Annotated in this window: 8 protein-coding genes; 4 read left to right on the top strand and 4 right to left on the bottom strand. The window is 63.3% G+C overall.

Annotated elements, in window-relative coordinates:
* Positions 1 to 431 precede the first annotated feature (431 nt).
* From OQE56_RS19975 to OQE56_RS19990, 4 genes are all read right to left on the bottom strand, one after another.
* Positions 432 to 2,012 (bottom strand): ATP-binding response regulator, encoded by a 1,581-nt coding sequence (locus tag OQE56_RS19975; RefSeq protein ID WP_267226834.1) that lies wholly within the window; start codon positions 2,010 to 2,012, stop codon positions 432 to 434.
* 54 nt (positions 2,013 to 2,066) lie between these two features.
* Positions 2,067 to 2,513: a response regulator gene (locus OQE56_RS19980; protein ID WP_267226837.1), complete on the bottom strand. Its 447-nt coding sequence runs from the start codon at positions 2,511 to 2,513 to the stop codon at positions 2,067 to 2,069.
* Positions 2,510 to 4,306, bottom strand: coding sequence for a sensor histidine kinase (locus tag OQE56_RS19985; RefSeq protein ID WP_267226847.1), 1,797 nt, complete (start codon positions 4,304 to 4,306; stop codon positions 2,510 to 2,512). The genes OQE56_RS19980 and OQE56_RS19985 overlap by 4 nt, the downstream gene beginning before the upstream one ends.
* 111 nt (positions 4,307 to 4,417) lie before the next feature.
* The gene (locus tag OQE56_RS19990; protein ID WP_267226838.1) at positions 4,418 to 6,805 is read right to left on the bottom strand and encodes a GH92 family glycosyl hydrolase; all 2,388 of its coding nucleotides are present in this window, start codon (positions 6,803 to 6,805) and stop codon (positions 4,418 to 4,420) included.
* 156 nt (positions 6,806 to 6,961) lie between these two features.
* Between OQE56_RS19990 and OQE56_RS19995 the strand changes: the two genes are divergently transcribed.
* From OQE56_RS19995 to OQE56_RS20010, 4 genes are read left to right on the top strand one after another with little or no spacing between them, the layout of a single operon-like run.
* Complete coding sequence (locus OQE56_RS19995) at positions 6,962 to 8,008, top strand: LacI family DNA-binding transcriptional regulator (protein WP_267226840.1); 1,047 nt, start codon at positions 6,962 to 6,964, stop codon at positions 8,006 to 8,008.
* A 14-nt stretch (positions 8,009 to 8,022) separates the two neighbouring features.
* Positions 8,023 to 9,735 carry a glucose/galactose MFS transporter gene (gluP, locus tag OQE56_RS20000; protein ID WP_267226842.1) on the top strand — a complete coding sequence of 571 codons (1,713 nt, stop codon included), beginning with the start codon at positions 8,023 to 8,025 and terminating at the stop codon, positions 9,733 to 9,735.
* Positions 9,735 to 10,712 (top strand): carbohydrate kinase family protein, encoded by a 978-nt coding sequence (locus OQE56_RS20005; RefSeq protein ID WP_267226844.1) that lies wholly within the window; start codon positions 9,735 to 9,737, stop codon positions 10,710 to 10,712. Before gluP ends, OQE56_RS20005 begins: the two co-directional genes overlap by 1 nt.
* Positions 10,709 to 11,917 (top strand): AGE family epimerase/isomerase, encoded by a 1,209-nt coding sequence (locus tag OQE56_RS20010; protein WP_267226846.1) that lies wholly within the window; start codon positions 10,709 to 10,711, stop codon positions 11,915 to 11,917. The genes OQE56_RS20005 and OQE56_RS20010 overlap by 4 nt, the downstream gene beginning before the upstream one ends.
* Positions 11,918 to 12,363: the final 446 nt, after the last annotated feature.

The raw sequence follows: 12,363 nt of genomic DNA on the forward strand, positions 1-12,363 counted from the left end.
GGCTCTGGCTTTCGCTCTTGACCTCCGGGCCCCTATGGCGCGGCGGGCGGGTGGAGGAATAGCCCGCAGGGTGGCCGGCATGGATGCCGGCCAGTTTTTCGTCAGGACAGGGATGTCCTGTCGAAAAACCCCGTAACCCGCCCGCGTACCTTCCGGGCTTCGCCCGGAAGGCGCGCCATCGGGGTGGCCTTTCTCTTGGTTACTGCTCTTTGGCCACGCAAAGAGAAGTGACCCGCTGTCCGGCAGGACAGCGGAAGCCCGCCGCAGGCGAGCCAGGTCACCGGAACTCTGAAAAGAGCGAAAGGCACTGGATCCCAGCTTCCGCTGGGATGACGGTGAGGGGAGTGATCGTTATCGCGAGCACCCGCCCCTCACCCCAACCCTCTCCCCGGAGGGGAGAGGGAGTTAAAAGCTCGCGCGACTAGCGCCAGCTACACCAACCCGTGCGGCAACTCCCCATCCGCCCCCGCCTCCAGCGCCTCCCTCACCGTCCGCAACAGCTTCACCGTAGAGATCGGCTTGTCGACCAGATACAAATGCTCCATCACCGGCAACTCATCCATGTCCGGCGGCGCATCAGGGCGCGCCAGCAAAATCACCGCGCGGCGGTAGCCATGATCGAACAGCGCGGCCAGCGTACGTACACCGGTGAACAGGTTCATGTCCGCATCCAGCACCACCAGATCCGGCACGCCCTGCGCTTCGAGCCATTGCAAAGCCGCCGTACCACTCTGGCTCGCGTGCGCCTGATAGCCCCACGAGTCGAGCGTGTCGACCAACAGCGAGAGCTGGCCGGCTTCTTCCACCACCACCAGCACACGCTCCGCCTCACCCTGCAGATCGATGGTCTCCTCGTCCTCGCAAACATCAACCGCCTGCTGCAGTAGCGGAATGTAGAGATGGAAGCTGGTGCCATGCCCCGTCGTGCTTTCCACGCGCATGACGCCACCGTGCGCCGTGACGATGCGTTTGCACGAAATCAGCCCAAGACCCGTGCCCGTTTCCTTGGTGGTAAAGAACGGCTCGAACATGTGACGCAGCACGTCCGCATCCATGCCCGTGCCGGTATCGGCGACTGTAAGGCACAAGTAGTTGCCTTCGTGTGCCTCCTCGCCAGACTGAAAAAAACTTTGCGGCAAGGATGACTGTGACGTGCGGATGCGAAGGTAGCCGCCCTCCGGCATGGCCTGGAGCGCGTTGAGACTGAGATTGAGCAGGCACTGCTGCAGTTCGGTGTGGTTGCCGTCGAACGTGAGGTCCGGATCGTAGGCGTCCATCTCCAGCGTCACGTTACGCGGGACGCTGCCTTGCAGCAGCAGTCCCAACGCATCGAGCAACGCGCCCACACGCACCTGCTCGGCGCGGCGTGCGCCGCGCGCGAAGGAGAGCATCGACTGCACCATGTCCAGACCGCGCTTGCCGCAGTCGCGCACCAGCCGCCCCAAACGGGCGAGGCGCGGGTCATTCTGGTAGTCCTGCAGGCTATCGCCAGCCAACAGCAAGGGCTGCAGCAGATTGCGCAGGTCGTGACTGAGACCACCTGCGAGCATCGCCAGGCTTTCGAAGCGTTGCGCGCGGATCAGTTCGGTTTCTGCGCGCCGCCGTGCGCGCTGCGCCTCCGCTTCGCGCAAGGCACGCCGCACCGCGGAGGCAAGGCGGGCCGGGTTCTGTTTGAGAATGTAATCGGTGGCACCGTTGCGCAGCGCCTCGATGGCTGCCTCTTCGCCCAGCGTGGCGGAGACGAAGATGAAAGGCAGGTCCTGATCGCGTTCGCGCAGAATGTCCAGCGCGCGCTGCCCGGAAAAGCCGGGCAAGCTGAGGTCCGACAGCACAATATCCGGCTGAAAGCTCTCCAGCGCCCTCAGGTATTCGAGTTCTGCGTCTACCAGGCACACGTCGTACTCGATCGCGTCAGCGTCGAGCTCAGACAGCACGAGCTCGGCATCGAGCTGGCTGTCCTCGATCTGCAGCACACGAATTCTGGGAACATCCCAGTGTTGCCTATCCGCCATCTGCGACTCCGTGTTGGGGCATCCCTACCCCGGTCCCACTCAGTATTGCTTTGATCAATTCTGCTCGGGCCCCTGATTGAGCACCGCCCAGAATTGTCCCAGCGTTCGTACCGCTTCAAAAAACTGGTCGACATCAACCGGCTTGATCACATAGGCATTGGCGCCGATATCCCAGCTGCGAGCCAGGTCGCTTTCTTCGCGCGACGACGACAGAATCACCACCGGCACACGGCGAAAACGATCGTCGGCGCGCAACTGGGTGAGCACTTCGAGACCACTCATGCGAGGCATCTTGATGTCCAGCAGCACCACGGCCGGGTCAATCGGTTCGCGGCTTGCCCACTCGCCACGGCAATAGAGATAGTCCAGGCAGTCCACGCCGTCTTCGAGGTGCACAACAGGATTGGCGAGGTTGGCGCCGGCCAGTGCGTCCATGGCCATTTCGGCGTCGGCCATGCTGTCCTCGACCAGCAATATGGTGCGAATGTCTCGGTGGTTCATGGACGTCTCTGCGCAAAGCTTTCTGCCAGATCCGAAGAAGGCAGAGTGAAATGGAAACGCGCACCCTGATTGGGTTGCGCGTCTGCCCACACGCGGCCGCCATGGCGCGTCACGATGCGCCGTACATTGGCAAGGCCGATGCCGTTACCAGGAAACTCGGAAGCCCGGTGCAGCCGCTGGAATACGCCAAACAACTTGCCGGCGTATTGCATGTCGAAGCCCGCGCCGTTATCACTCACCACGAATTCATAGCTGCCGTCGCGGTTGCGCTGCACGTCGACGTCGATGCGCGCCACATCGCATTTGCCGGTGTATTTCACGGCATTGCCAAGCAGGTTCTGCCAGACCGTGCGCAACATGTTTTCGTCGCCGATGACGATGGGCAGCGGCGCAATCGACCAGACGATGTGACGGCCATGGGCGTCCGTCTCTGCCAGCGCGCGTGCTTCGTCGGCCAGCGACTGCATATCCACCGGTTGCAGGCGCAGCGCGCCGCGGCCCAGGCGCGAGAACACCAGCAGGTCTTCGATCAGCAAGGCCATGCGGCGTGAGGCGTCGTTGATAACTTCGATGTAGTGACGCGAACGCTCGTCGGCACCATCGCCGAGATGTTGCGCCAATTTGCCGGCGAAGCCGCTGATATGCCGCAACGGCGCTCGCAGGTCATGCGAGACCGAGTAGCTGAAGGCTTCCAGCTCGCGGTTGACGTCGGAAACCTGTTCGATCTTGCCTTCCAGCTGCCGGTTGAGTTCTTTCACCTGCTGCTCGACCAGTGCGCGTGCAGTCACGTCGCTAAGCGTAAGCAGCAGCACCGGGTCACCGCCACCGTCCTGCTCCAGGCGGCGTGCATTGATCACTACGTGACGATCCACGCCATCGATGGTGCGCTGGATGAGTTCGTAATCCCACAGTTCGCGATCCAGCAGCAGCACGTCGTTGAGTCGCTGCAGCAGCGCGCTGTCGGTCCAGGCGCCATCGCCGATTTCGGTCAGCGGCATGGATTGGCGGAAATCGGGGGGCAAGCCATACAGCTCACCGAATGCAGCATTGACCAGCAAGGTACCGAGGCTGGCGTCGAGCAGTGCAATGGGTTCGCGCACCGCCTGCACAATGAGCTGCGAACGCTGCACCGCCTGCCCTTCGCGCACTTCGGCCCGCAGGCGGCGGCTGATCTGCCGCTCTGAGACGATCACCACGATGGCCAGCAGCAACACCTGCGCAAGGGCTGTAATGGTCAGCGCCAGGCCGCTGTTGAAGGACTCGCGCCTGGCTTCGTCCCGCCGCTTCAGCAGTGTGGCGTTTTCATTGCGCACGATGCTGTCGATGAGGTCGTCCATCTTGAACAGCGTGCCGGAGTCCCGCATGGCGTCGGCGGCGCCGTCCTGATCGCCATGCTCATGCCGCATGATCGCCTGCCCGCTCAGCGCCAGCCGCCCGCTGACGGTGGAACTGAGCGACCCGATCAAGGCTTGCTGGTCCGGGCTGTCACGGGTCATCTCGCGCAGTTGCGAAAGCAGGCCCGGCACTTCGTGACCGGCCCGCTCTGCCCGCAGGCGCACTTGCGGGTCGAAGTCGCCATGGATCAGCCGGTAGATGGCTGCCTCGCTGTCGCGTGTCACATAAGCGATGCGATAGGTAAGCGATTTCACCTCGGTCGAGTGGGTGACGCGCTCGTTGGCCACGATGGCTTCGCTGGCGCCGTTGCGGGTCACCATGTAGGGCAACGCCACGATCACCAGCACGGCGGCCAATAGGCCACCCAAGCGCCACCGTAAGGCCACACGGTCCTTCATGGCCGGCCGGAGCGTCGACGCTAGTTTCCAGGATGAGCGCAACATGTCAGGCATGTTTGCAGAATCACCCCGACTATTACCACCTCTCGTCGCCCGCTTTTTGATACGCCTTTAGTAGGAATTCCCCGACACCGATTTGGATCCGCCCATTGCCGTGCTCATCGAGGATGGCCGGGCTTCCACCCGCTGCCCCCAGGAACGATTGGGCTCAGCCTGCATGGTGAAGTGCAGCTCGCCACCGGCAAGGATCTCGCCGTGCCGCAGGTAGACCCGATCCAGCGGTTTGCCGTTGAGGGTGACCTGCCCGACATAGGGGTGAGCATCGTCCAGCGGCGCGGCGCTGACCGTAAACGTCCTGCCGTTGCTCAGGTGCAGGGTGGCGCCAGCCACGAACGGGCGGCCGATGGCGTACTCGTCGCTGGCCGGCGTCACCGGATAGAAACCCAGCGCCGTGAAGATGTACCAGGCGGACATCTGGCCCAGGTCGTCATTGCCCGCCAGCCCGTCCGGACGCGTGCCGTACTGGGTGTCCATGATCTGCTTGAGGCGCTTCTGGGTTTGCCACGGCGCGCCGGCGTAGTCGTAGAGATAGGCCAGGTGGTGGCTGGGTTCATTGCCGTGGGCGTACCAGCCGATCAGGCCGGTGATGTCCTCGACATGGGCGAATTGCGAGGGATCCACTTTCGCGTCGAACACGCTGTCCAGCTTGGTGACGAAGCGCTGATCCCCACCCATGGCTTTGACCAGGGCGGCCACGTCCTGCGGCACGTACCAGGAGTACTGCCACGCGTTGCCTTCGGTGTAGTCGGTCCCGTAGCCGGCCGCGTCCGGATTGAACGGCTCGCGGAACGTGCCGTCGCTTTTGCGCGCCCGCATGAAGCCCGTCTTCGGATCGTAGGCGTTACGCCAGTTGCCGGCGCGCTTTGCGAAGGTGACGGCCACGTCCTTGCGTCCCATGGCCTTCGCTATCTGCGCCAGCGACCAGTCGTCGTAGGCGTATTCGAGCGTCTTGGAGGCGCCCTCTGGCTCCTTGTCGATGGGCACGTAGCCGAGCTTCATGTAGTCGCCCAGACCGCCATAGGGCGCATAGGTCGCGCTTGCCACCATCGCCTTCAGCGCCGCATCGGCATCGAAGCCGCGCACGCCTTTGACGTACGCATCGGCAATCACCGGCACGGCGTGGTAACCGATCATGCACCACGTCTCCAGGCCCTGATATGCCCACACCGGCAGGATGCCGAACGGGCTGGCCTCGCGCGAGGCGATCAGCGAGCGGATGAAGTCGGTGCTGCGCCCGGGCATCAACAGCGCCATCAGCGGTTGCTGCGCGCGGTAGACATCCCACAATGACCACGTGGAGTGGAATTCGAACTTGCCGTTTCGATCGGCGGCCTGATGCACGGCACCGTCCGGGCCGCGGAATTCGCCGTTCACATCCATGCTCAGCGTGGGCGACAGCAGGGCGTGGTACAGCGAGGTATAGAAGCCCACGCGCTGGTCTTTCGATGCATCCACATCGATCACGCTCAGCGCCTTGTCCCAATCGGCGCGAGCCTCGGCGCGACGCGCATCGAAATCCCAACCCTGCCCTTCGGCGTCGAGGTTGGCAACGGCATTGGCTTCGCTGACCGTCGAAATCGCCACCTTCACGCCAAGCGGCTGCTTAGGCGATCCGAAATCGAATACACCCACCAGCGCGCGGCCTTTCTGCGCGTCGTGATCCTCAGGTTGATTGCCCGGTCCTTGGAAGCCCTTGTAGGTCAGGTCGCCTTCGCGGTTGTAGAGCGTGCGCGATTGCATGGGCTGCGAAAAACGTATGGCAAAGCACAACGTGCGCCCCGGTGCCCAACCGCGCGTTTCGCGGCAGCCGGTAACGGTGCCGTCCTCGCGCACACGCAGTGATGCCCATAGGACTTTGCCCGGGTAGTCGTAGATGCTGGGCCGCAGATCCAACAGGAGATGGGCGGGCTTGCCCTTGGGGAAGGTGTAGCGATGCCATCCAATGCGGCGCCCGGCAGTCAATTCGGCACGCACGCCGTAGTCGCTCAAGGTCACCGCGTAATAGCCCGCCTCGACCACCTCACTGTCATGACTGAAGCGCGAACGGTAGCCGCTACCCGGCGTGGCAGGATCGCCCTGCTCCAGGCGCACATCACCGGCGATCGGCATCACCAGCACGTCGCCAAGATCCGAATGCCCGGAACCGGAAAAATGCGTGTGCGAAAAGCCCAGCAAGCTGCTGTCGCCATACTGGTAGCCAGCCGCCCATTTGTAGGCATGCTTGAAATCAGGCATCGCCGTATCCGGCGACAACTGGATCATGCCGAACGGCACCGTGGCCCCGGGAAAGGTGTGACCGTCGCCGCCCGTACCAATGCGCGGATCCACATCGGCCGAATGGCCCGTTTCAGCCAACGCCATGCCGGGCGCGGCGAATGAAAACGAGATGGCAGCGGCCAGCAGACATGGCAGCCAGGCACGGATGGGCGAACAGCGCATGAGATCCCCCGGGTGATCGATTTGAATCGTTCTAATTTCAACCGACGCTAGCATCTGGAACGGCGCTGTTGCATGCTGCGACGCGCCATCGATAGGTGTTCCGTTCGATGCACGCGGCAGGTTACCTTTGGATCGTTCCAATTACCCAGGCCTGCGATGGAAAGCCAGACCCCGGTTGGTCGCAAGATCACATTGAACGACATCGCAGCAGGATGTGGCGTGTCTCGCGCCACCGTGTCCCTGGTGCTTCGCGGCAGCCCGCTGGTCAACAAACTCACCCGGAGCCGGGTTGAAGAGGAACTGCGACGCCAGGGCTACGTGTACAACCGCGCTGCAGCAAACCTGCGCCGCCGTACGTCCTCCAGCATCGCCTTGGTACTCAACGAGTTGGCGAACCCCTTTTTCGGTGAATTTGCAGCGGGTGTCGACGAAACCCTGGGCGAAGCCGGTTTCGTCACGCTGCTGGGCAACACCAGCGAATCGGGTGCCCGCCAGCGGGCGGTGCTGAGCTCGTTGGTCGAACACGGTCCAGGCGGCATCATCCTGTCCCCCGCCGAAGGCAGCGAAGCGCGCGATGTACTGGCGGCGGTCGGTTCGCACACACCCGTGGTGCTGTTCAATCGCGAGCTCGGCGGGACCTTGCCGGAATACGCGCACTGGGATCGCCTGATGCTGGATAACCAGCGCGGCACCTGCCTCGCCACCGAACACCTGATTGCCCAGGGCCATCGCAAGATCGCCTTTTTCGGTGGCCACGACGACGCCAGCTCTACCCGCGAACGCCATGCAGGTTATTTGCAGGCGATGCAGGCGGCGGGCCTTGCCGTCGCCCCGCATTGGCGCATTCAGAGCACGCCTACTCGCATGGCGGCCGCCCGCGCTGCGCCGGCATTGTTCGAAGGCGAAACCACACCGACTGCAGCGGTTTGCTACAACGACGCCGTAGCGCTGGGTCTGATGCTGGGCTTGCACCACTGCGGCAGGCAGGCGGGGCGCGACTTCGCGGTCACCGGCTTTGATGACATTGCCGAAGCCTCCATGAGCATGCCGTCGCTGACCACGCTCTCCACCGCGCCGCGTTTGCGCGGACGACAAGCCGCCCATCTGCTGCTTGCCCGCCTGCGTGATCCGCTGGCGCCGGCAAGCACCACCATCGCGCCCGTAGAACTGGTCGTGCGCGAAAGCAGCTGCTCTCTTTCCTGACAGACGGATTCCGCATGGCCTTTTCAGCTCCACCCTCCCAGTCGGCGGCCACGGCACCGGCTGCCGAATCGGCGCGTTACACCGACTACCCCATGGCGATGGGGGTACTCGCCACCATCTTCTTCATGTGGGGCTTTCTCACCGTCCTCAATGACATCCTGATTCCGCACTTGAAGACGGTGTTTGAACTGAACTACGCCCGCGCCATGCTGGTGCAGTTCACCTTCTTTGGCGCGTATTTTCTGATGTCGCTGCCAGCCGGCCGTTTGGTGGCCGTGCTGGGCTACAAGAAAGGGATCGTCGCGGGGCTCGCCATTGCCGCCCTCGGTGCCTTCGGCTTCTGGCCTGCCGCACTGCTTCATTCCTACGGCGCGTTTCTCGGCGCGTTGTTCGTGCTTGCCACCGGTATCACGGTGTTGCAGGTGGCGGCCAATCCGTACGTCGCGCTGCTCGGTCCGGAACGCACCAGTTCCAGCCGTCTGACGCTGGCGCAGGCGATGAACTCGCTCGGCACCACGCTCGGTCCCTTGTTTGGCGGTCTGCTGATCCTGTCGTCAGTGTCCGCATCCATTCCAGACGGCGTGCGCAAGGCACCGGAGACGGTGCAACTGGTGCAGACGCTCAACACCGCGCCACCCGCCGAGGTTCTGCAAGCCATCCAGCAGGCGCCCGCACCGCGTCTGGTGGCGGCGATCCATGACGCGGCAGCCACAGCGCTCGATCGCATTCCCGCCAAGGAAGTGGCCGCCAGCGTCGCTCAGCTGGCTCCGGCACAGCTGGCCGATGTGCTGGACAAGCTGCCGGGTGAGGCATTGCTCGACACACTTTCTGCGCAATCGCCGCAGCAACTCGCCGCATTGCCGGCCGAGCGCCTCTCCGGCGCGCTGGACAAGCTCACCGCCTCGCGCCTGGACGCGACACAGTCAGCACAGCTCGCCGCCATTCGCTCCGCGCTGACGCCGGAGACGCTTCAGCAATTGCAGTCCTATCGCCAGAAGCAGGCGGAGCTCGTGCAGGTGCCCTATCTGGGTCTCGGTATTGCGTTGCTGGTGCTGGCGACAGGCGTCGGTCTGTTCCGCCTGCCCGCGCTCACCGAATCCACTGAACGTGCCGACACGCAGCATCACACCTTGCTCGATGCGTTGCGCCACCCGCATGTGTTCTTCGGCGTGCTGGCGATCTTCTTCTATGTCGGCGCTGAAGTATCCATCGGCAGCTTCCTGGTGAACTATCTGTCGCTGCCAGAGATTGGCCACATGAGCGAGCAGCAGGCGTCGCACTATGTGTCTCTCTATTGGGGTGGTGCGATGGTAGGACGCCTCGCCGGCTCTGCCCTGCTGGTGCGCTACAACCCGCGCAAATTGCTGGCGCTGTTCGCTGGCGTGGCAGGCTCGCTGGTACTCACGACCATGCTCACCCACGGTGCGCTCGCCATGAGCAGCGTCATCGCCATTGGCCTGTTCAATTCGATCATGTTCCCGACCATCTTCGCGCTCGGTATTGAGCGCATGGGGCCGCTCACCGGCAAGGCGTCGAGCCTGCTGATCATGGCTATCGTCGGCGGTGCCTTGCTGCCGTGGGTGCAGGGCAACCTGGCCGATCAGGTCGGCATACAGCATGCTTTTGTGCTGCCCATGCTGTGCTACGGCTACATCGTCTTCTTCGGGCTGCGCGGCTCGCTTATCCGCGACACCGAATCTTCTGTTTCCACCGTTGGTACTACTTGATGTCACGCAGCATTCTCTGTTTTGGCGAAGCGTTAATCGATTTTCATAGCGAGGGCGGCGACGAGCTCGGATTTCCGCGTGCATTCGTGCCGTATGCCGGGGGCGCGCCGGCCAATGTCTCCGTTGCCGTCGCAAGACTGGGAGGCAACGCCGCTTTCATCGGCATGCTGGGCAACGACCTGTTCGGCGGCTTCCTGCTCGACAGCCTGCATCGCGCAGGCGTCGATATCTCCGGCGTGGTGCGTACGAGCGAAGCGAATACGGCACTCGCCTTCGTTACGCTGGACGCCAAAGGCGAGCGCAGCTTCAGCTTCTATCGCCCTCCGTCCGCCGACCTGTTGTTTCGCCCCGAGCACTTTCGCGAGGAGAGCTTTCGCGACGCAGCCGTGTTCCACGTCTGCTCCAACAGCATGACCTGCCCGGCCCTCGCCGAAGCCACACGCGATGGCATGCGTCGGGCGCGCGCTGCCGGCGCCCTGGTGAGTTTCGACCTCAACCTTCGCCCTGCACTATGGCCAAGCGAAGCCGAGCCCCGGCCACTGTTGTGGCCCGCGCTGCATCTGGCGGATGTGGTCAAGCTGAGCGCCGAGGAATTTGCCTGGCTCGCGGTGGACGGCGAGGAAGCGGCGCTGGAAAAACTGTGGGAAGGCCACACCCGCTTGCTGGTAGTCACGGATGGAGCCCACACGCTGCGCTGGTTCCACCCCGATGCCGAAGGCGAGCTGCCTGTGTATTCGGTACCGGCCGTGGATACGACCGCTGCCGGCGACGCTTTTGTCGGTGGATTGCTGTGTCAGCTTGCGGCACTGGAGCCCACGCCTGACCGCCTCGACCATCTGGTGACTGAGCTGCCGCGCTTGCACGCTGCGCTGCGCTACGCCGCCGCCTGCGGCGCCCTCACCGTCACCCGCCAAGGCTCGTTCACCGCCATGCCTGACCAAGCCGAAGTGCTCAGCTTCATGGAGACATACGCATGACTGCGCCCGACTTTCGCAGCGAAGCGTTTCTGCGTGGCCATATCGCGAACACCATGGCGTTCTATCACCCGCGCGCGATCGATCCGGCCGGTGGATTCTTCCACTACTACAAGGACGACGGCACGATCTACGACCGCAGCCATCGCCATCTGGTAAGCAGCACGCGCTTTGTCTTCAACTACGCAATGGCGGCCATCGAGTTCGGCAACCCGGAATACCTGGAAGCTACACGCCACGGCTTGCGCTACCTGCGCGAGGTTCATCGCAACCCCGCCACCGGCGGCTATGCCTGGACCCTTCGCGACGGCCAACCGGAAGACCGCACCAACCATGCTTATGGCGTGGCCTTCGTACTGCTCGCCTACGCCACCGCGCGCAAGGCCGGCATCCGCGAAGCCGATGCATGGATGGACGAAACCTGGAATCTGCTCGAACAGCGTTATTGGGACGCGGGCGCTGGCCTGTATCGCGACGAAGCTGACGCGCACTGGCACTTCAGCGATTACCGCGGCCAGAACGCCAACATGCACATGTGCGAGGCGATGCTGGCGGCGTATCAGGCCAGTGACGAGCCCCGCTACCTCGAACGCGCACTGATGCTGGCCGACCATATGACGCGCCGGCAGGCTGCCAAAGCCAATGGCCTGGTGTGGGAGCACTACGACGCGCAATGGAACGTGGACTGGAACTATCACCTCGACGATCCGAAGCACCTGTTCCGTCCGTGGGGCTTCCAGCCCGGTCATCAGACTGAGTGGGCCAAGCTACTGCTGATCATGGAGCCCTTGTTGCTCGAACGCGGACGTGAAGAGAACTGGCTGGTGCCTACCGCCATGCATCTCTTCGATACCGCACTGGCGAGAGCCTGGGACAAAGAACACGGCGGCATCTGCTACGGCTTCGCTCCGGACGGCACTGTGTGCGATGACGACAAGTATTTCTGGGTGCAGGCGGAGTCTTTGGCAGCCGCTGCGTTGCTGCACGCGCGCACGGGTCTGGCGGTGTACGACGCGTGGTATGAAAAGCTGTGGGCTTATGCGTGGACGTATTTTGTCGACCATCGTTATGGTGCGTGGTATCGCATACTTACGCGGGACAATCGCAAGGTCGATGACGAGAAGAGCCCGGCGGGCAAGACCGACTATCACACCATGGGGGCGTGTTATGAGGTGATGGCGCTGGTGCGTGAAGGTGGCGTGCCGTAAGGGTTCTGTTTTCTTTCTCGATGTGAGTAATGTTGGTTGCGTTCGCACACGCCGCTGAATCGTTGCGCCTATTGCAACGACGCTCATGCTCTTAACTCCCTCTCCCCTCCGGGGAGAGGGCTGGGGTGAGGGGCGGGTGCTCGCGGTATCGTTTCTATCTCTCGCTTTTGCTCTTCGGCGCTGATGTAGCGCTACCGCGATCTGGCTCGCCTGCGGCGGGCTTCCGACGATCTGCCGATCGCCGGGTCACTTCTCTTTGCTTGCCCAAAGAGAAGTAACCAAGAGAAAAGGCACCCCGCTTGGCGCTTGCCGGGCTGGCAGCCCGGCAAGTCCGTGAGGGTTGGCCGGGCTTTTCGACAGGGCTTCCTGCCCTGACGAAAAGGGATCGGCATCCATGCCGATCCCCCTGCGGGCCTGATCGTCCAACCCTCACCGCCGCACAGGGG

This window comes from Dyella silvae, assembly GCF_026421305.1.
Taxonomy (GTDB): domain Bacteria; phylum Pseudomonadota; class Gammaproteobacteria; order Xanthomonadales; family Rhodanobacteraceae; genus Dyella; species Dyella silvae.